General features: G+C 56.9%; 8 protein-coding genes. 2 read left to right on the forward strand and 6 right to left on the reverse strand.

The genetic code is table 11. From position 1 onward, the window contains the following. The first annotated feature begins 93 nt into the window (after nt 1–93). On the forward strand, nt 94–1,479 hold the full coding sequence (locus tag Poly21_RS03900) for a hypothetical protein (protein ID WP_146405671.1): 1,386 nt from the start codon (nt 94–96) through the stop codon (nt 1,477–1,479). Continuing rightward, nucleotides 1,476–3,806 carry an efflux RND transporter permease subunit gene (locus Poly21_RS03905; protein ID WP_146405672.1) on the forward strand — a complete coding sequence of 777 codons (2,331 nt, stop codon included), beginning with the start codon at nt 1,476–1,478 and terminating at the stop codon, nt 3,804–3,806. The genes Poly21_RS03900 and Poly21_RS03905 overlap by 4 nt, the downstream gene beginning before the upstream one ends. Here the strand turns inward: Poly21_RS03905 and Poly21_RS03910 are convergent. The 6 genes from Poly21_RS03910 to Poly21_RS03935 are packed head-to-tail and all read right to left on the reverse strand — an operon-like array spanning nt 3,789 to nt 20,466. Further along, on the reverse strand, nt 3,789–4,553 hold the full coding sequence (locus tag Poly21_RS03910; RefSeq protein WP_146405673.1) for an SDR family oxidoreductase: 765 nt from the start codon (nt 4,551–4,553) through the stop codon (nt 3,789–3,791). The two genes, Poly21_RS03905 and Poly21_RS03910, sit on opposite strands and share 18 nt — an antisense overlap. After that, nucleotides 4,550–5,245: a 4'-phosphopantetheinyl transferase superfamily protein gene (locus Poly21_RS03915; protein WP_302117450.1), complete on the reverse strand. Its 696-nt coding sequence runs from the start codon at nt 5,243–5,245 to the stop codon at nt 4,550–4,552. Before Poly21_RS03915 ends, Poly21_RS03910 begins: the two co-directional genes overlap by 4 nt. Further along, a complete protein-coding gene (locus Poly21_RS03920; RefSeq protein ID WP_146405675.1) occupies nt 5,242–14,802 on the reverse strand; it encodes a type I polyketide synthase in 9,561 nt (3,186 codons plus the stop codon). Before Poly21_RS03920 ends, Poly21_RS03915 begins: the two co-directional genes overlap by 4 nt. A gap of 11 nt (nt 14,803–14,813) precedes the next feature. Beyond that, nucleotides 14,814–15,983, reverse strand: a complete 1,170-nt coding sequence (locus Poly21_RS03925) for a phosphopantetheine-binding protein (RefSeq protein WP_302117455.1) — start codon at nt 15,981–15,983, stop codon at nt 14,814–14,816. A gap of 56 nt (nt 15,984–16,039) precedes the next feature. Continuing rightward, nucleotides 16,040–18,805, reverse strand: coding sequence for a beta-ketoacyl synthase N-terminal-like domain-containing protein (locus Poly21_RS03930; protein WP_146405677.1), 2,766 nt, complete (start codon nt 18,803–18,805; stop codon nt 16,040–16,042). 11 nt (nt 18,806–18,816) lie between these two features. Continuing rightward, entirely contained in the window at nt 18,817–20,466 is a 1,650-nt protein-coding gene (locus Poly21_RS03935; RefSeq protein ID WP_146405678.1) for an SDR family oxidoreductase, read from the reverse strand. Nucleotides 20,467–20,989 lie beyond the last annotated feature (523 nt).

A 20,989-nucleotide genomic window follows, 5' to 3' on the forward strand; every position in this document is an offset into this window, starting at 1 on the left:
TTTTCAGCATCATCCAACGCGTATCATTTCAGACCTCGCGCACTCCCACGACGCTTTGATTGAACGACATCATTGTGCGAAGGTAGAAACAACATGCCCCGAATCGAAGATGAACCAGTAGATCGACGTGTTGGTGGGAGGATTCCCACGGCCAGCGATCCGTTTCTACTGACGTCGTTTGAAAAGTATTTCATAGCTGACGAGCGCCGTCCGGATTTCCCCGCGACAGTTCCATTGCGTTGGACCGTCAGCGACGTCCCGCAGCGGGACCAGTTTGCTGCTGCCTTTCGGACGGCGATTTCGTGGCATCCGATGCTGGGCTGTCTCGTCCGACGCGGCGGTTGGCAGCCCCACTCTGAGGCCGTAGGGGAGGTGGCTTACTTTCCCAAGGGCGAGCGACCACGCAACGAGGATCGGGCAGTCGATCCGCACAAGGGGCCGATCATGCGGTGCAATGTCCTGGAGTCCGACCCGGAATCCGGAGGTGCCACGGTCATCGAGCTCGTCGTCCATCATGCGGTGATTGATGGTGTGTCACTGATCGAATTTATCGGCGACGTCTTTGCGATTTATGCAAACGCCATCGGGAGCCTTGATGCGTCGAAGTTACGTCGTCCGCACCATCGCTATCTCGTCAAACGACAGCTAGTAGATCGACAGATTCCATCGCCGGTTAGTCGAGCAACCGCTTGGAAAGTCATGGCAAGTGAGAGTCTTCGATTCTTCACGAGGCGCGCCGAACCATTTGTGAGCGAGCGGCCCGAACCCAGGCGCGGGGGACATCCCGCCTGGCATCTTGTCGATGCGTCGCTCGACCGCGCGACGACAGATCGCTTGGCGGCCTCAGCGAGCGAGCTCAACGCAACTTTAAACGACTTTGCAGTCGCCTCGCTGCTACGCGTTATTGGTCAGTGGAACGACAGGCATCGCCGGCGTCTAGGCCGCGGTTGGTTGGTGGCGAACATGCCCGTTTTGTTGCGACCCCGTGCGGCAGTGCGAACCAGCGCTGCCAACATGATTGGTTATGGACTCATCGCGCGGCAGCGGGACTCACTCGCCGACTGGTCAACTCTGGCGCAAGGAATTGCGATCGAGAGTCGATTTATTCAACAATGGAAGATGGCAGCGCTTTTCCTTGATGGCTTAAGCGCTGCTAGTCGTTTACCGGGAGGCTTGTTTCTCGGCACCCGATTGACGCGACCGGCGACCTGCGTGGTCACTCATATTGGTGACCCGCTCCGCCGGTTTCGTGTAAAATTCCCTGTCAATGAGGATGGGCTGCCCATCGTTGGTGATCTCACCCTGCTTCGCATGAGTGGGGCGGCGCCATTGCGGCCCGGCACTCATGTGGCAGGTATGCTTCACACGCTCGGAGGTTGCCTGGGATTGAGTCTGCGCGTACCGCCCAGCCATGTGTCGCTCGAGAATGCGAGCGAGTTGATTTCTCTCTGGAAGCAGGACCTGGTTTCGCACCGATGACATCCGACCGTGAGACATCCCAACATACAACCGAACCGACGACACCATCCACTGCGGTGCCGCGTACGGACGCAAACTGGCCGAATTGGATATTACGCGTCCTGAGCATTGGTTTCGCGATCCTTATTTTGCCCATCGTAGTTTATGGTGCCAGCCAGGCCTGGCTGGGCAGCGGTACGAACGTGGAGGATTGGCTTCCACCGGGATTTGAGGAGACTCAGCAGCTCTATCGTTTCATCGATCGTTTTGGAAGCGACGAATTGATGATGATTGGTTGGGAAGGGGCAACTCTCGGCGATGAGCCGCTAAGGGAAATAAGACGCCGACTCATGTCGCCGGATCCGGATGACCCGCTGGAACGGATTTTCTTTCGGGAGGCGATGACGGCGACTTCGGTGCTCGACGAACTTCAAAGTCCGCCACTGAACCTCTCCGAGCGGCAAGCCAAACGCAGAATGCACGGCTGGATTCTGGGCCGCGATGATGCAACTGCGGTGCTCCTGCTGGTTTCCGACGATGGTCTTCTCGATCGCCGAGCTGCGGTGAATTACGCTCGTCGCGTGGCCACCGAAACGCTTGATCGCCCGCTCACTGAAATCCACCTCGCCGGACCAACTATCGAGACAGTTGCCATCGACGAGGCGAGTCAATCGTCGCTATTGCGACTCAACGGTTACTCATTTCTTGTGTGCGTGTCGCTGTTGATCATTTGTTTACGGCGATTATGGCCTGCCTTGTTGATCTTCGGAGTTGCGTTGTATCACGAGCAGGCCGCGATGGCGCTGGTCTATTTTTGCGGGACCCGATTGGACAGCATATTGCTGTTGACAGCAAATCTCACCTTGGTGTTGAGCGTGTCTTCTGGCATTCATATGTACGGCTACTACCGCCGCGCTCGCGAGCAAAACAGTCCTCAGAGTCCACTGTGGATAGCGATTCGAACCGCATTTTATCCGACCGCACTTGCGGCGATCACAACTGCGATTGGCTTCGGCTCCCTTGCGATTAGTCATATCGTTCCAGTTCATAAGTTTGGATTCTTTACTGCCATCGCCGCACCCTTGGCTGTGCTGTCGACGCTCTGGTACCTGGCAATGTATCTACCATCCAAGCGTCCCATGAACACGAAATCGGTTCGCATGTCCGATTCGCAGGTTGCTGAATCGCCACTGTTGCGGTTTTGGCCGGTCGTATTCGCTTTGACGATTATGGTTGTTGTCGTTGGTTTCCAAGGCACCCGTCAACTCAAAATCTCGACAGGGATCCACGATCTCTTCCCCGATGACGCAAAGCTACTAGCCGATTACAGCTGGATCGAGAATCGCATTGGCCCGCTCGTGCCCGTTGAAGTGGTGGTCGAAGTTCCCATTAAAGACGATCGTGAGATCATCGATGAGTTGCAGTGGGTCGGGCAACTGCAACACAATTTGGGTGACAGTGAGGTCGTTGGTAGCGTAATTTCGGTATTGAACTTCACCGCGCCCATTCCGAAGAACTCGAGCCGCCGTAGCATTGGCGACATTGCTTATCGTACCGGTGTGAACTCGGGTATCGAAAAATCTCTCAACCGCCTGACCGCGATGCGGATGTATCGGCGCGAGGGCGACCATCGGTTGTGGCGAATCACAGCGCGGGTGGCTGGCTCCGAGGACCAAAACTATGTCGATATCATGAAGCAAATTCGTAGCATCACCACCGATACATTGCAGGAAGTTGCCGATTCCGACGTCACGTTTCAAATCAGTGGTGGCATTCCGTTGGCTGCTAAAACACAGCAACGGCTGCTCGATGATTTGGTCGTCAGTTACTTGACAGCGCTAGCATTGATCGCGGTAACGATGGCCGTGGTGTTACGCAGTCCCATCGGCGGGCTGCTGACGATGATTCCGAACGTGATTCCTGCGTTGGTGGTCTTCGGGTTGATCGGTGCAATGGGTTGGAAAATCGAAATCGGTGGTGTGATGACGGCCAGCGCAGTATTGGGCATCGGCATTGACGATTCGTTACACCTGATCATGGCGTTTCGTGAGAAGATCCGCGCAGGTTTCAATCGCCAACGGGCAACCGGCGAAGCGATCCGCACGTGCGCCGCCGCGATGTTTCAAACTACGTTAGTATGCGGGTTAGGAATGCTGGTTTTCGCCCTTAGCCCCTTCGTTCCCATCCAGCGCTTTGCGTGGTTGATGTTCTCGCTACTCGGCATCGCCTTGCTCGCCGATTTGATTTTGTTGCCCTGCATGCTCTACAGCCCACTGGGACGATTCTTCATGCCTAGCGCCGACTCGTTCTATAGCGATCAACGGGCTGAGTCAGACATGGACTGCTGAACCGCCGTCGACTGTCAGCGTTTCGCCTTGAACCAAGTCGCTCAATGGGCTGGCCAAAAATAGCACCGCATCTGCGACGTCACGATCGCACAGCATGCGTTCTCCCATCATTGACTTGCCTTTGCGGCCGTCAAACATAGCCGCGGCTCCAGGCAATCGGCGTGTCGAGTCGGTTTCGACTAGCCCGGCTTTGACGATGTTCACATTGACACCGGCGTCGCCGAGCTCGAGAGCGAGGTGTCGGGCGATGCTTTCCAACGCAGCCTTACTGCCGCCAATCAAGCCATACATCGGCAGGGCGATGTCTGCACCGTGACTGCTAATCGCAACGACCTTACCCCGGTGAGGCCCTGCCGTAAGCATTTCTTTGGCTTCGCGGACAAGGTGCACGAGCGACATTACATTAGTTTGCATGGCCGTATTGAAGTGCTGCGCTCCGGAGTTCAACAAACTTCGGAACCCACCTGTCGCAGCGTTGCTGACGACGATATCGAGTCGTCCCACATTCGACTTGATAAAGTCCATTAAAGCTTCGACATCTTCCGATTCGCTAACGTCGGCCTTGACCACCCATACCTGCCGACCCAAGCCGGTAATTTTTTGGGCGACCTCAATTGCTGCTGCGCGGCTGGTGACGTAGTTGATCACAATGTCGGCCCCCGCTTCGGCAAGCCGGATCGCTGTGGCGCGGCCAATTCCACGCGAGCTGCCTGTGACTAAAGCTACACGTCCTGATAAATCGATCATGATGCGGACTCAATTAGTGAAGTTGAGAAAGAGGAGGGTATAAGTTTTTCTTCGAGAACTGGATTTGCTGTCGCGGTTGCCAACGCGATGACGAATTCGGCGCGTCGTATGATACGAACATACGCCCATCGTGACGGATTGCTATCGCGATGTTTGGCGACTCGACAATTGATCACATCCGGTTCAAATCTCGAATCATTCGTGACGGTAACGATTTTCCACTGATGCGGTGAGAAAGTGTCGCAGCGGCAATGAGCTTTGTACGCTGCTTCCTTTGCCGCCCAAAAGGCCGCGATCGGCAAATCACCAATCGTGACTCGCTCACGCTCATCAAACCACGTCCTGGCAAATCCATCGCTTAGTTTCAGTTGACCGTCGACAATGTCAATCCCGACGCGATGATTGCTCACCGCAGCAGAAACCGCGCGGCTGATGTGGCTGATCGAAAGACGCTGGTGAACCAAACTCCATTCTCGCGAATGCTCCTCGCTGGCGTGGCTTTTTACGAAAGCGATTGGCCGACGAGGACGCCCTCGCCGGCCACGGGAGTCGATGTGATACTGGGCAAGCGAGTCGTGTCGAAATTCTTGGAGCAGATAAGCGAGCAATCGCTGGGAATGGCTACGCAGTTCCCTGGGTGACCCTCTTTCCGCCTGAGATCGCTGAAGCGACCATTGCACGTGCTGGCTCATGACATGGCTCCGCGGACGAGCGCACATTGGTAGCCACGCACACTCAGCACCGCGAGCCCGGACGCGTCCCAAACATCAAAATCCAGTTTCGCCAAGCCCGGTGACTTGTGGACCACTTCAGTGCGTACCAGCAAGGACTCGTTTTGGGAAATCGTGCGATTAATCTGAAGCATTTCAATTCCCATCGGTATCCCCACTTGGTTTGGTTCTTCCATCCACAGCAAGGTGCCCGCCGTGAAAAGACACGAGTCCAGGACCGCCATGGGAGTCAGAGGAGTGCCGGAACGTTGATCACCAAAGAGTTCGTGAGGATCGGGAGCCACGAGATTCCCGAGCATCGCGCGACCGGCACGGCAAATGCTACGCAGAGCGCGGAACGGAGGGCCGTGATAGATGACCTCGTTACCCTTGAACTCGGCGGCGGCCCAGAAGACAGGCTCCGACAACCGCAACGACCCAGGATTCAGGATGGGTGCATCACGCGGGATCAAAGCGCTGACTCGGGGCTGATTCTTTTGAACAGTTACTTGGCGGCTGTTGACAAAATCCGCCACCAGGGCCGCCTGAGTCCCCTCTTCGCAGCTCTCTAATAGCACGCGGCACGATTGTCTCTCGTCTTTATTGACCGGAAGGCCGTTTTGAATCGCGATGTTTGATAGGACGATCGGATTGTCGGGTTCCGCCGCGCGACCGTAACCCGCTTCCACAATTGCCTCCACCGATGCTACCAGCGGCATCAAAGGTCGGGAACGAAAGAGATGTTCGTACAAGAACGGATCGGTTTTGGCATCAAGGTCAATTCGAAATACCTGTTGATCCGACGGTCCAGTCTCGTGCTGACAATTTAATAGCGGCAGTCTCAGTTTTTCGCCGCCGCCCGTCCGGTGCAAACGGACCTCCCCGTCGGGACACCGATTCGAGAGTTCGCACTTCAACTGATCCACGACGTCGTCCGCAAATCGAGCGAGTTGATCAGCATGCGGTTCCAATTGAATACGAGTCGCCTGGAGCCCTCGATTCTCGTGGCGAAGGTCAGCAATGAACGCACTCGCACCGTTCAAATCGCCGGATCGCGCTGGCGAAGACACACCCATGCTTAAGAATACTGCGAGCGGATCCTGCCTGGTGAGGTCGATCAGGTCCTTCGTCATCAATGCCTGCGAGAACGCATCGCTGCCGTCTGTGCATTGCAGCACACCTTGGGGGCGTCCATGTTGTGCCCGCACGTTCGTGAGAAGAGCGGATAACTCCTGCCGATCGCTGAGATCACAGGGGTAAACCTGGAGAGCTCGCTGTTCGGGGCCCGTTGTCGTGCCAATGAAGTGCATCTTAAGGGAGAATCGTTCGGCGAACCGAGATGCAATCTGTTCGAACCATACGCAATCTTGGGACACAGCGATCCATACCGATCCAGGTTGCGGTAGATGGGCTGCTCCCGTCGGTAGTGGCTTCGTCTCGAGCTGGAGTAGGCTGCGGCGTCGCTCGCCCGCGATACTGATATAAACGGCAGGATCTCCAGACGAGATTTCTGCGAGCCATGAATCAGCCAGCTGAGGAGGCGAAACGTCTAAGGCACCGTCAATAATCTTCAGTCGAACAGCGTGCTGTTGGCATAGATCGGAAATGGATTCTGCCAACACTGCGCCTTCGATCCCGACCGGTCGCGAACGAACGCCGAAATCGCCCCCCAAACAGGTAAATAGGCTGAGCGTCCGAGTTGATCCAGGTTGGTGAGCGGGAGCCTCCAGCCACTGCTTGACCACCCGGTAAGGAAGCTGGATAGAATGATCGCAGCGCGCTATCCACTTGGAGCGATTGCTAATGTGCCAAGCGTCGGAATCACGCGGTGTGCAAATGACGAGATGGTCGACATCGGACTCTTCAAGCTCCCGAGCGATGAGGGACGCCGCCTGTTCGGTATCGCGCGTCGAGATCCGTATAACTGAAACCCCAGTCTGACCCAGCGCCTCGGCGACGGCATCGCTATCAGGATTGTCCCCAATCACGATCGAACGACCTGCCAAGTCTGAGCTGTTCTGTGGGCAAAGCGATACTGCGTGGGGGCGTCGAACCGATCGCTGCCAGGGGACAACTCGACCGTCGTTTCCTGAGGCCGGCTTCCCAACCGACGCCGTGGGGTCTGTTGAGGCTAGCTCCACATTGTTGGGCCAAACAGGATCCGGATAGAAGGTCTTGTAATGCCTCCAGTCCGTGATCGTGACATCCGTCTCTCCACTACCAGATTGCAGTTCGTCGATCAGATGGGCGACACCTTCGGCGACACTCATGTATCGCATATTCATCATCGCCTTCGCATGCTTAGTTTCGGGTCGGACGGCCATTCCGACTTCGTCCCATGAGTGCCACGCGAGCGTGACCACACGTGTTGCAGGACGGCGGCGTTGGAACCACGAGCCTAACTTGGCGACCGCTTCATTCGCCGTGCAGTAATCTGTTTGGCCAACACCGCCAAACCGCCCGCTGATCGATCCAAATATCACGAAAGCTTTTAGCGGATCACCAGCGGTCAGCTGCATGAGCGCTGTGCATCCTGCGAGCTTGGAATCGATCGTGCGACGCACCAGCTCAGGTTTCTTCGAGGAAAACTTATTTGACTTCTCAAATCCAGCTCCGTGAATGACCCCTACGATCTGCTCACCTCGCTCGCGAATACGATGCAGGACCGCGTTGAGTGAGTCGATGTTTGAAACGTCGCATCCCCAATATTGACAGCGGACTCCCTTGGCCGCAAAGCGATCGAGCGTCCGGCGGATCTCAATAGCTTTCTCGATTGCGGACCATCGCTCAGCGGGGATGGCCTTTTCGGCGATCGCCTCTCGCATGACGTGGGTACGCAACTCTCGCAATCCCACATCGTCCAACGCACACCAAGCTGGATCGATCTCTGGCGGAGATGACGAACCAATCAGATGCAACGTCCCGCGTACACGTTGCCCAATCGCCTCAGCGACTGCGGCTGTCACGCCACGAGCGCCACCGGTGATGATCCAGGCACCCTCGATTTGCGAGAGTGCATTGGCGCCTAAATTCTCACCATCACTGAGCGATTGAATGGGTATGTTGATCGGCCGGAGGACGTAGCGCATTCCCTCGCGATCGTATCCAACTTCGGCCTCACCGCATTGTGCTTGCCACTCATCGAGTACCGCAGTCGCGGCGGCATCCACTGGAAGTTCGCGAGCGACATCAATGATGCCCGCAGCAAATCTGTCATCCAATCCGACTTTGTTTTCTAACCGGATAGCTTTAATCAGCCCCGTGAGACCGCCGTCGGCAACACTCTGCAACTGCCCCGAGAATCCAAAATCGCCAGCGGTGCGAATCACCCCAAAACACGACGAATGGTTTGTCAATTTGTCTGCAACAAGTCCACCATACCACCATTGCAACACTCGGTATGGCACAATCAGTCCACTGGCGATTTGCTCTGCAGATTGGTTTAAGAGATCGTTCGCTACTATGGGGTCGCCTGCATGATCAGCGCTATCTCGCGGTCCACACTCGGTTACGATCACATGAAGAGTGCGGTGCTCTCCGTACGCTTTTGTGAGGTTTTCGATAATTTGTTCGACCGTCAATTTGGTCGACTGTAAGATCGCGCTTCGTCCACTGATAACCAATCGACGATGAATTTGCTCCGCCAAAGGACCGTCACCGAGCACCAGCACGATGCCAACGGAAGTCTTGTCGGTCTGTTCGCCCGGGTAATCTGCCAATTTTCGAGGCACCATCCGTACGACAAATCGATTGCAAATCCGCTCACTCGCGTCAACTGGCGAACGTCCTTTTTCGCTCGTTGCCAAACGCGTGAACTCGGCAGGCGACAATAATGGCCAAGGGCACTCCGCTACCGTGAGGGGCGTGTCAAGACAGATTTTCCGCTCTGCTGCTGAGTGTGATTTCGCAGGGTGTTTAGGTGTTTGGACACGATTGCCCTTCTGTGGGTGCGTGCGGAAGCCAAACGGACGCAAATCAATTTCGACGAAGCGATCATTCTCTAAACGTCGGTTTGAGATGCGACCCTCATCAATGATCCCTGCGTCTCCGCCGTCGGCTGACTCTTGCAAGGGGCGGTGTGATCCCGTCAAAGCCGGGTCCGTCACGGCAATCCATGCCTTCGCCTCAGCTGGTGCCATTACGACACTGGCCTGATTGTCCACCCGGCTGATCGTATGCATGGTCGGATACGCAGTCTCGCGTTCACGATGCGGACAGTGTTGATCTCGCAATGCCCGTTGGGCTTGGTCAAGTGAGAATCGATCGACGGTGGCCGGAAAGAGCTCGGCAAGACGATTCAAGCGATTCGTGGAATGGGGCGGTGTATCGACTTCTGCGGAGAGCAGTTGTGCATGATTCGACGCCAGCACCGACGGTTCCGCGCAGTGGTGGACAGCCAGCTGGGAGCCATCGTATTCCAGATAGGTTCGTTTTCCCGTCTCGGTTTCGTGCAACGTGATCCCCCACGCGCCGCGTCGCCGTGTAGCCTTGATCGTTTGGATTGCGTCCTCGATGGTCTCGGCGCGTTGCAGCACACGAGCGATCAAAAGACCGTGAAGCAATCCGAATCGATTCTGATCGCTTCGTGGCCGATCGACCAACATGGAACTGCTCATGCTCAGTCCAGCGTCGTTGAATCCCGCGATCGCCCCGACCTGCCCAGAAACGGTGAAGAGTACATGAGGAAGCCCTGTTTCGGGCCTCCGTATGCATACACTTCGTGGTAGGGGGCCTCGCAGGGTCAAACCGATGGGCAGGTCTTCGTTGGCCCCATGCCACCACGCGTTTGGATTGTCGTAGGCCGGCACAAGAAAGTGTGCGCAGCCTGCTTCGATATCAGGGTAAAGCCAAAAGTTCATCGCGATCAAGCTTTCCAACGCCACACCACTACCTTCGGCGACGCCTTGAAGCTCCTCAAACGATTCCTCGCACCAATATTGTTGAGTATGAGGAACAACATCGGATAGGTCCGGCAGGTCACTGCCGTTGGTACCGAACGTGCCGGCGCATAGGGACAACAGTTGCCCGATGCGATCACGTTCCATCAAACCGTATTGCCGCCCCATCTCACGAGCTGTTCCATTCAGTTCGAGCGTTCGCACATGTCGGGATACCTGAACTGTCGCGGGGAGCGTGACTGCCACGGGAGACGCTGTCGTCGCAGCAGATGCGGACGGAATCGCAGCGACATTCCTCACCTCGTCTTGCGGTCGACAAGACACATTGGCGTCATCGGTTGACGATCGGATCGAACGGGTGGCTTGGATCGCTGATTTTTTTTTTCCCGCGGACACATTCGAGTCGGGGTATACGTCGAAAATATCGATCGCGGGATTGCGTCTCAGCTCTGCACCGAGCCGTCCATTGACAGCGAGCGCAGCGCGGACGCAGGCAAGGCTTCTCCCGGCACCGTTGCGGCGGTCGTCCATCGCAATTGAGACACAATCGCTCCGGTCGGCGAGGATATGGCGATTGAGTCCCGTTAGCACTTGCGATGGACCGGCCTCGATAAATAAACGACAGCCATCATTAACAGCTCGCTCGATACATGAAACATACGGAATCGGAGCCACCAATTGCTTGACCAAGCCAGCCATTAATCGCGTTGGATCGGATTCGTATCTTCCGCTCACGGTACTGAGTACGGGCAGCCGTGCCGGTCGCATGGGGAGATCCGCCATCGCCGCAGCAAATCCAGGCTGGGCTGCCTGCATCAATGGCGTGTGAAACGCGCACGGTACCGCCAAACGCTTCGACGACAATCGTTTCCGTTTTAAGAGCTCCGCAAATTCGAGAACCGATTCGTTGCGTCCACCTACTACGGTTTGTCTCGGAGAGTTGCAACTGGATATCCACACATCTCCTCCGTACTGTTCAATCATTGGAGCGAGTGTGTTCGCATCCGCACCCACCGAGAGCAATGATGCGCTGGGTAGATTCGCGTCGTCGATCGCGAGACACCGCTGGTAGGTGGCGCGCACCACGGTAGACAAATCCCACACGCCGGCGGCTAGCATTGCGACGAGCTCGCCGTAGCTGTGGCCAATCACGAGGTCCGGCGTGGTGTCCCACGCGGCGACCTGGCGCATCGCCAAGGTGTTGCTCAGCAACATGGCGAGCTGTGTGCGAAACACATCTTTGCCCAATAGTTGGACATCGTCGTTGAGCACATGCTGCACCGACGGCATGTTTAACGATCCCAGCACGCGATCAATCTCTGCCGCTGTGCGCGACCAAACGGGGTCGTTCGCAATCTGGGTGACCCACATTCCAGCGTACTGAGAACCTTGACCTGGAAACAACATCGTGACGAGATTCGGCCTCTCCGACACCATGCTGAAGAAGATCCCCTGCACAGCGAGGTGGGCTAGGTTGCGTTCAAATTGGAGACCGCTCCATGCTGGCTGTACTTTCTCAGCCAAGTCTGCGGGTGAGTTCACGACGAAGGCCAGTCGGAAACGATCATCGACACCGAAGGGCTGCTCGCCTGCCGAAAACGCGCGTTCGACATCGGCACCCAGTGCCTCCACGTTCGCAAGTAACTCGGAGACAGTGGCTGCCCCGAGGGTGACGATTCGCCACTGATTATCGGAATCGCTCGGCGCAGCGGCGGCAATTTCTCTGGAGGCTTTGCTACCCTCGTCGCGATTGTGCGAGTGCTTCGTCACGACCGGTTGTCGTGTCGATTTCGCAAACTCGTGCGAGCTGACCACCGCCGAATATGCAACGGTATCATCTTGCATGGAGGTCACCAATGCCGCAGCGGCCAGGTCGTGCGAGACGCTAGGTAATGCCTCCCGTTTGTTGGATAGCGAAAAACGGTTGAGCCCATGGGTTGATGTCTCGGTAGGGCGATGTAACAGCGGCGCAACCAGCCTCGTTTTCACCGATTCGGCAGCACGCAGCAGGGACGCCATCGAGGAGGCGCCACCCAGCGCGCCGGTGCTATCAGCAACAGTGCGAACATGCGCGGGAACACCACTGCGGTGCCCCTGCGAGCCGTTTTCGGGGAAGGTGGAGATCAAACCGGCCAGTAGGCCCCGATCATACTTCGCATCGCCGGCAGCGGTTGCTTCCACCAACCCCACCTCACTGACATGCGTTTGAGATGCGGCAAGCGCTCGGGTAATCGATAGTTTCGTGTTCTCGGCCATCGTGCCCCCTGAGGCTGCTCCGAAGCCACGTATCACCGCGTGCACCGTGTCGCCGTCCCGCTCTGCCTTCTCAAGTGTCTTGACCACCAGGACACCGACACCCTCGCCTGGAAGGATTCCGTTTGGTTCAAATAGCGGGCGGACCGTCGAATCGGTTGAGAGCGTCGAGCGTTTGCAATGATAATCAAACATTGAAAACCCGCCCGACCGCTGTCCCGACGCGACGATCATCATGTCGGTGTGACCGGTGTGCAACAGGGTGGATGCCAGATGCAACGCACCGAGTGCGGAGGTGTCACCACCGTCGATTGCGGTCGCCCCGCCCATCAGATCGAACGTCTTGGTACATCGCGACGCTAGCGTACTGCTGGTGAACGAACCGGTTTCATCGAGTAACGCGGGCATCCGTTTGAGGAGTAGGTCACCGTAGGCCTCCGATAGATCGTCAATCCGTTCATCCGAAATGCCAATCGCCTCGAGACGAACACGGAGATCACTGAGGAACTCGTGCAATCGAATTCCCATTTGCAGTTGATTTCCAAATTCACCACCGAAGATGCTGCCAACGATCATCCCAGTTCGGGTTCTATCATATTCGCGGTCTCGGTACCCGCTGTGCACGAGAGCCTGGTCAACCGCATCGAGCAGCATGAACTGCAATGGATCAGCACCCTGAATCTGTTTGGGCGGGACCTTATGTTTTCGCCAATCGTATTCGTAGTCCGGCAAAAAACCGCCGCTAAGCTGAGATGGCTCAAGGGGCAGATTGGACGTCATGAAACGACCTGGCGGAAGTGGCACAATTCCCGAAATGCCTTGCAACGTTCGTTCCCAGAACGATTGCCAATCCGTTGCGCCGGGGAGAATTGCCCCCATGCCGATGATAGCGAGATCAGCCGGGGCGTTGTTGTCGTTCTTTACCTTCGGCTGAGCTCGATCGCCAACCAGTCTCTGAGCTTCCTGGGGACAGTACTCATCGACTACTACGTGAGCATTGAGCCCACCGATCCCAAATGCGTTGACACCCGCGCGACGTGGCGAACCATCCGGTTGTGCCGGCCACTGACGTGCTTCTACGGGTAAGTCGAATGGAGTCTCCGCCCAGGGGATTTTCGGGTTAGGCTGTTCGACAAAAGGTGTGGGGGGAATGACGCGGTGCTTCAGTGCCAGTACTGTTTTGACGAGTCCGGCCAAACCCGCAGTTTCGAGCGTGTGTCCGATATTCGCTTTCACGCTGCCGATAGGGATCCGGTAGCCTGCCGGAATCCTGCCAGCGAGTCCGCGCGAAAGGGCTTTCACTTCGGTCGCATCACCGACCGGAGTGCTGGTCGCATGGGCCTCGATATACTGCAAGCGATCTGCTCGCAACGACGAACCGTAGGCGCGGCGCAATGCCTCGATCTGGCCCTCTTCTCGAGGTGCCCACAAACTCTTGCCCTTCCCATCGGAAGACACGCCGATTCCACGAATCACCGCTTCCACCTGGTCCCCATCAGCCACAGCACGTGCCAATGTTTTGAGCACCAGAATCACGTAACCTTCGGCACTGACAAGTCCATCGGCGCCGGCGTCAAAGGGGCGCGAACCGGTTGCCGAGATCGAACCAGCCTTCGAGAATAAAATCAGACTATCAAATTTGCAGTGCGAAGTGCCGCCGACGACAGCCATGTCGATCTCGCCGGTCTGAAGCGCAGTCGCGCCGGCAGCAAGCGCGTAGAGCGACGATGCGCACGCGGCGTTGAGAGCCATGTACGGCCCATCGAGTCCGAACGCTTTGCTAACGATTCGGCTCGCCTGGAACGCCTCCAGTTTCGGGCCTCCGGTGGCATCGTGTCCGCGATAACGCGAGTGTGTCTCGCCGACGATACTTTGAATGATCTCGTCGCCACGATCGCCGACGAGCTCGTGATATTGCGGAAGATCATTCAAATAGCTGGCCGTTTCAGGGACCAGCGTTCGGTACATCAAATCGCCGCCTAAACCCGTGCCGCGCGTGTGGCCAATGTAAACACCGGCGCGACGGTTCGGCAGGTCGTGAGGGTCCCATCCCGCGCTACGCATCGCTTCGGCTGCGACGCTCAACAACTCCAAGTGTGCCTCATCAGCGGCAGCGATATCTTCTGCCGTCAGTCCGAAAGGCTCGACCGCTCGCGATTCACTGCGAACGATCCCGCCGATGCGACTGTAGGTTTTCGCACGCGCACCTTCGACTGGATCATAATACATCCGTTGGTCGAGTCGGTCGGGAGGCAGCTCACCGATGGCGCTGCGTCCTTGCCGAATCAGGTCCCAGTACTCGTCAGTATTATTCGCGCCCGGAACCCGGCAAGCCATGGAAACTATCGCGAGCGGGATCTCTTGCAATGCGTTTGAGGGTGTCGTCATGGTGGGCTTATTTACAGGTTTGCTTGTAGGTATGCTAAGACATCGTCGAGTGTCGGGAAGTCATCGAGCGACATATTCTCATCCGGGGGCAGTGAGAAGTATTCGCCGATTTCGCCAAACATCTGAGCCTTCTTGATGCTGTCGATGCCTAAGTCCGCTTCGAGATCCGCATCCATCTCAACAATCTCCTCCGGATATCCCGTTTGCTCGACCACGAAATTGACAAGGAAGCTCTGTAATTCGCCGCGTGAAGGCGAAGCATCGTCCGACGCCGAAACCGATGGCACGCCGTTGCTAACCGCTGGGATCGGATAACTCTCCGGAGCAGGATCCTCCGTTGCTAACAGTGGCGATTCATCCACACTCGGTGTGTTCAATGCCGGCTGCTCGTTCGCACCATCAGTACTCACCCGGGCTTCGACCAAGTACGCCAGGACGGAGCTCAATGTCAAAAAATCGTCGAGGGAGACATTTTCGTCAGGCTGCAGTCCAAAATGCTCGCCGATCTCTCCGAACATCTGGGCTTTCTTGATACTGTCGATGCCTAAATCCGCTTCAAGGTCGGCGTCCATTTCGACAATTTCTTCCGGGTACCCTGTCTGTTCAACTACGAAATTGATGAGAAATCGCTTGAGCTCGGTCTCCGACAGAGGACTGACATCGCCTGCACATTCCTCACGGTTCTGTAAAGTGGAAGGAAGGTGGTGGCCGTTCGTTGACGGCACTGCCGCGACGAGCTGGCTGATTTCTTGCTCCGGAGCGCGGGGAGCAGTCCGAGACGCTGAGTCGGTCGCGGACCCCATACTGCTATGTTCAGAGGTAACGGGCGGCGCCGACGGCGTGGCGCAGGCAGCCGGGGCGTTGGCGTCGTCGAAATCTCGCATCACGCGGTCCCACCACGGTTCAGTCGCATCGCCGCTCGACGCTGCCGACCGAGACGGTGTTACCTGCCCACTGGCGATTGTGTTTTGGCCCGCCGTGTGGGGGTAACTGGAGGACGTGGCCGATTGCTGGGTAGAGGGTACGACCGAAGTTGGGGTTTGCGGTGTCGTCTTCATCGCTTCGCTGCGCATGCGATGACGGCGAGTTTCCGTAGCGTCGAAATGAATAATTCCGCCGGGGAGCGTCTCGGTCTTCAGAACAGGACGTGCCTTCTCCGTCGCAGCGTTAGACGAAGTCACGCCAGTACCAGCAGGGTGATGCTGTGAATTTGATACTCGCGAATGCGAATCCATATTTAATTCTCTCTAAGGAGTAGTTGATAACGTGTTTCATGAGCGCTGCCACCGGTTACCAAGCGGCGGACCGTGGTCGTCGGGTCTTTTGGGGAAGCGGCAACTGGCCAATCGGTCAGCGAGGAGAGTGCAGTGACCGCCATGGATCCGCCGTCGAGATGCCCTACGAGCTGACTGGCATCGCGAGCGACTCCTCCCTGACTGGATGCCATATGACGAAGCGACCAACGGCAGACAGCTGCGACTTCCGCTTCGTCAGCGTTGATCCCATGTCGGTCAAAATGAGTGCTCGGAAGGTCTGATTTCGGAATCGCACACCGCTCGAGGAGTCTCTGCGTCGCCAACGCCAGCGATCGCTCTGGGGCGGCCGTCGCGTATCCGCATGAGAGTTGCTCCACGATCGCATGAATCGGACGCCCTGCCTGCAGGGCATCCCGCTGACGCTGGAGCAAGAGCACAACGCAACCTTCGCCTGGAAAGATACCGTCGCTGCCCTCGCAGCTGCCCAGCAATCCACCACGCGTCATGCCTATATAGCGGGACGGCCCTAGATCTTGGTTGGCACCGACGCAGATCATCAGATCATTATCGCCGTGCAGGAGTTGGTCGATGCAGCAGGCCATCGCCGCGCCCGAGGAGCCAATCCCTGCATCCACTGCGACAGCGCCGCCCATCAAATCAAGACTTTTTGAGATGCGCGATGCTAAAGAGCTACTCGTAAAGCTGCCGGTCTCATCCAACAGAGCCGGCATTTCACGCAGCAACGACTCCGTGAACGCATCCAGCAGATTGTCCCGATCATCGGGGCATAATTTTTCTGCATCGAGCAGGGGGGCCAACCGCTTGCGCAGTTCAGGAATGCGCAACCCCATCTGCAACGCGTTGCTGAACTCACCGCCGAACGCGGTGCCGACAACGACACCAGTACGTTGGCGATTGGATTCGTCGAACACAATGCCTGCGTTGGCAACCGCCGCATCGACAGCATCGAGCAACATAAACTGCAGCGGGCTGGCGTTTGCGATCTGCTTTGGTGGGACCTTGTGACGCCGCCAATCGTAACAATAGTCTTGAACCACACCTCCCAGATTCGATCGCACGGCAGGACGCTGCAAATCAATTGGTTGCATGTATGCCGAGTGGTTCCAACGCTGCTCGGGCACGAAGCTCAACGCGGATTCATTCTTGCTCAAGCGTTGCCAGAATGCATCACAATCATTCGCGCCATACGCTCCTGGCAGAACACAGCCCACGCCGACGATGGCTATTGCATCCTGCCGTTCAGATGGTTTGGTATCAACTCTTTGCGATGCTCCTTCAGTCTCGCTCGTGCTGACATTGGCGGGAACGACCGATGACTGCGCCACTGGCCGATGCAAAACCACGTGAGTATTCAGCCCGCCGATGCCAAACGCGTTGACACCTGCCACCCAGCCCTGTTTGCCTGGCCGCCACGCTCGCGCCTCGGTCGGTACTTCGAGCGGCAAACAATCCCAGTCAATTTTCGGATTGGGGGTCTCGATATGTCGTACCGGTGGAATCGTCTGATGCTCTATCGCAAGCAAACACTTCAGAACTCCGGCGATGCCAGCGGTTTCTAGGGTATGGCCGATATTAGCCTTCACACTGCCAATCGGAATGCGGCTGCCTGCCGGGATTTCATCTTGGTAACTGGCAGCGATCGCTTCGATTTCGGTCGCATCACCGACTTGCGTGCTAGTGGCATGGGCTTCGATATAGCCGACATCCCGCCGTCGCACGTCGCCTTGATAGGCACGATTGATGGCCAACATTTGGCCTACCTTTCGTGGCGCCCATAGGCTCTTGCCCTTGCCGTCGGACGACAGTCCCAATCCAGAAAATACGGCATGTACAGGGTACCCACCATCAATGGCATCTGACAAACGACACAGCAACAGGCTGACGTAGCCTTCACCGACGACCAATCCATCGGCGGCGGCGTCCCACGGGCGCGTTCCGTTGGCAGAGAGCGATTGCGCCTGAGAAAACAGTACGAGCGTGTCGCTGTGGCAGTAGGATGCTCCACCCGCTATCGCCATATCGACGCGCCCATTCTGGAGCGCGTAGACTGCTTGTATCAACGCCTGCGTTGACGATGCGCACGCCGCATTGAACGTCATGTATGGTCCGCTCGCACGCAGCGCATCGCTCACACACCGTGCGCTGCTGCTGGCGCCCATGGGTGACGTGCAGTCATCCGGATAGGCACCACGCACGTCGGAAATTAATCGCTCTTGCACATCGCGGACGCGATCGGCAAGTATCGATTCTGCTGCTGGCGTACGGTCGAGCAAACCGGCTACTTGGTCGATGTAGTTTGCAAACGCGAGATCACCGGCGAGATTGCCTGCCCGCGTGTGACCAATATAAACACCGAGATTATCAGTTGGCATGTCCAGCGGATCGATCCCTGCGTCATCGACACTGTCAAAGGCCACGGCGGCCAATGTGGGATAGAGCGGTTCTGGGTGCACTTTGAGGGCGTGCGGTAAGCGGCAACCTGGGTTGGAGAAGTCCATCGGTTCCACCAAGCATCCAAGATCCGCGTACGTCTTATTGCGGACTCCCTTCCGCCGGTCATACAACAGGTCTCGGTCGAGCCGCTCGGGAGGCAGCGGAGCTTGGGTGCAACGACCCGACAGAATCAACTGCCAGTAAGCGTCGAGTCCCGCTGCACCAGGCAGATGGCAACCACGACCAATCACCGCAATTGGCTCGCCTACCCTGACGTTCTGTGTATTTGCCATCGGCAAATCAGTTACCTCGGAATGGAATATGCGTGTTGGGTTGTCTCTTCAGACAAGCCCTTCATCCAACGCTCCATCGAGTTTCTACAGAAATCCATTTCGTGGCCGGACCGCCCCTCGCCACTCCGGTGCACGTCCGTTCCCGAACACGTACCTGGTGTCCGGCTCGCGGACATCATAACTACCGCACCGAGCGAGATCGCTCGCGGAAGTGAGAAATCTTCGTCGATGAGCCGCTGCAGCGTGGCAGCTGACATCACGCACGTCCTCGTTTGATTGACATCAAACCCAGCATTCACCCAAGTCGCCTCCGCGTTGTCAGGGGAGAATCGCACAGCAAAGTCACCCCCACCATCACCAAGAATACGCAAATTGAGATCACTTGGCCGAACGTCTGAAGTAGCTTGCGGCTGCGAGTGAAAACCCTGCGACCGCAATTTCGCCGCCGCGTTGAAGGCCGGCATCACCACCGGCGGACGAGGCCATCCAAAATTCTTTTTTAATGCATACCGGCAAAGTCTGCGGATGCATTCCCGATCCACCGCTGGAGGAGGTAAATGCGGCAGTGCCGCAGTGAGCTGCGTGCGATCGAATACCGGATCATTTCGCCAGTACGCTTGGTAGATTTCCATTTGCGAACGAAATGATGCCTGCATGGTCTCGACACTGAATGTCGGCTCCTCCTTGGGGGAGGTGGGTTTACCGTTCGCAAACTTGCGTGACGCCTTGGATTTCTCGACTTCTTGCCACAACACCTCTAACGCGTGCTCGGAGAACACCTCGTGCATTTCGTCGGCCAGAAGTTCACACGACGTTCGACGTTCCGCTGTTAAATGGTAGGTGCGACCATGCAGATCTCGATCGCAGACAATCGAACTGATCGCATTGCTGACCCAATCGACGGGCACAAAGTTTTTTTCCTCATCGCCGGACAAGCCGAGAGTGGCAACAAGTGACTGTTCGGAAACCTCGAACAAGGGAGCTCGGTGCAAGAGCGATGCCGCAATCTTCAGCGGAGCGTACAAACCGTGAAACGTACTGGTGTATCCGGTATAGTAATCACCAGTAATGATTGCCGGCCGTAAAATCGTAGTGCTCTCAAAGCAGTCCGACGCCGCACGTACCATTAGTTCTGACGCACACTTGCTCGATTCGTAGTCGTTGCCAAATTGCTGGCCTTCGTCGAGTTCTGTCTCTAATATCTTGCCGGTGCGGCGACCGCAAACGTACGCGGTGCTGACATGATGCAAATCAGCGATGCCCCAGTTCTCAGCAAGTTCCAACATACGCTCGGTGCCGTGAAAATTAGTCTTCCACGGCTCAGCCTCACGGGAGGCGGCAACGAATTCTAAACTTGCGGCATTATTCAGCAGGCAATCGCAGTTGTTTGCGATCCAGCGGTGTTGATCTCTTGATAGCCCCCAACCAGGTTCGTTGAGGTGCCCTTCAAGTACGACGGGGCGAGGCAAAGCCTGTCCGCTGAGCCGTTGCCAGCGGCGGCAGATCGCCGCGACGCGTTGATCAGCGGACAAATTTCGCGACGGCCGCGCGATCACCGCCAACGACACGCCCTTCGCGACGAGATCACGAATCAAATACTCGCCAAGCAGCCCTGTGGCGCCGGTTAGAATGACGTAGTTGCGATGTGATCTTGTTCGCATTTTAGACTGTTTTCAGCATGGCAATGGCCGCGTCAGACTGACAGCTCCGCGCGGGCACAGCAGCGTCACAGGGTTGTACGAGGTGGGACGAAGGGGGTGGGCATCCTTTTCGGGGGGGAGGACAAGCGAAGCATAATAGCAAATAGGCAGTTTAGGAAGACCTTGCGGGAGTTTTGCTGGGGGATACTCGCTCGATGGCCCCGAATGATCCGTAATCACCCGTTTGCCGCGATGCGCTGACCAATCCCCCTCGAAGGAACGGTGAGGCTCTGTGCGTCTCACCACTTCCATGACCACCAGCATCATTGCATCTCCGTCGTTTGGCATCCGTGGGAGGGCTTGGTAGAATGCTTCGCATGGCTACCGATGATTCCAAATCCAAGGTCGTTTCCGAGCCCACTTGTCCTCCTGCGCCGGCTTGCCCGGTGTGCGGTGGGGGCCTCATTGACATTCGTGGCAAATTGCAGTGCATCCGCTGCCACCGAATATGTGAGACCTGCTGTGAGGGAAGTCGCGGCTGACG

The organism is Allorhodopirellula heiligendammensis (assembly GCF_007860105.1).
Taxonomy (GTDB): domain Bacteria; phylum Planctomycetota; class Planctomycetia; order Pirellulales; family Pirellulaceae; genus Rhodopirellula; species Rhodopirellula heiligendammensis.

Excerpts from the sequence above, each read along its gene's own strand:
- Poly21_RS03900 (WP_146405671.1), top strand. The coding sequence starts at position 94 with ATGCCCCGAATCGAAGATGAACCAGTAGATCGACGTGTTGGTGGGAGG.
- Poly21_RS03905 (WP_146405672.1), top strand. The coding sequence starts at position 1,476 with ATGACATCCGACCGTGAGACATCCCAACATACAACCGAACCGACGACA.
- Poly21_RS03910 (WP_146405673.1), bottom strand. The coding sequence starts at position 4,553 with ATGATCGATTTATCAGGACGTGTAGCTTTAGTCACAGGCAGCTCGCGT.
- Poly21_RS03915 (WP_302117450.1), bottom strand. The coding sequence starts at position 5,245 with ATGAGCCAGCACGTGCAATGGTCGCTTCAGCGATCTCAGGCGGAAAGA.
- Poly21_RS03920 (WP_146405675.1), bottom strand. The coding sequence starts at position 14,802 with ATGACGACACCCTCAAACGCATTGCAAGAGATCCCGCTCGCGATAGTT.
- Poly21_RS03930 (WP_146405677.1), bottom strand. The coding sequence starts at position 18,805 with ATGGCAAATACACAGAACGTCAGGGTAGGCGAGCCAATTGCGGTGATT.
- Poly21_RS03935 (WP_146405678.1), bottom strand. The coding sequence starts at position 20,466 with ATGCGAACAAGATCACATCGCAACTACGTCATTCTAACCGGCGCCACA.